The sequence below is a fragment of the Verminephrobacter aporrectodeae subsp. tuberculatae At4 genome, from assembly GCF_000193225.1.
In the GTDB taxonomy this organism is placed as follows: domain Bacteria; phylum Pseudomonadota; class Gammaproteobacteria; order Burkholderiales; family Burkholderiaceae_C; genus Acidovorax; species Acidovorax aporrectodeae.
This window is the reverse complement of sequence record NZ_AFAL01000657.1, coordinates 1-251: the sequence shown is the minus strand read 5'-3', so window position 1 is coordinate 251 and position 251 is coordinate 1. Positions and strand designations below refer to the sequence as shown.

The following is a 251-nucleotide window of genomic DNA, read 5'->3' as shown; positions in this document are numbered from 1 at the left end:
ACTCGCCTGGCCCGTGCCCGCAGCGATCGTCGCGCCCACCGCGGTGACGTTGCCCTGCCCATCCGCCTTGGCGCCGTTGGCAATCAGGCTGGCGTTGCGCCCGGCAGTGAAGACGCCGCCGACCAGGGTCTCGTTGGTCTGGGCGATCCGGTGATAAGCATCCTTGCGCGCGTTCTGCTGATCGATGCTCAGGCTGTTCTTGGCCGCTTCGATGGTCACGTTGCGCGCCTGCACCGTCAGATCGGTCCCCG

1 protein-coding gene is annotated in these 251 nt (G+C 67.7%); it reads right to left on the bottom strand.

Features of this window, described 5'->3' with window-relative positions; genetic code table 11:
- On the bottom strand, nucleotides 1–251 hold a 251-nt coding region (locus VTU_RS33895), incomplete at both ends, for a hypothetical protein (protein WP_010107340.1).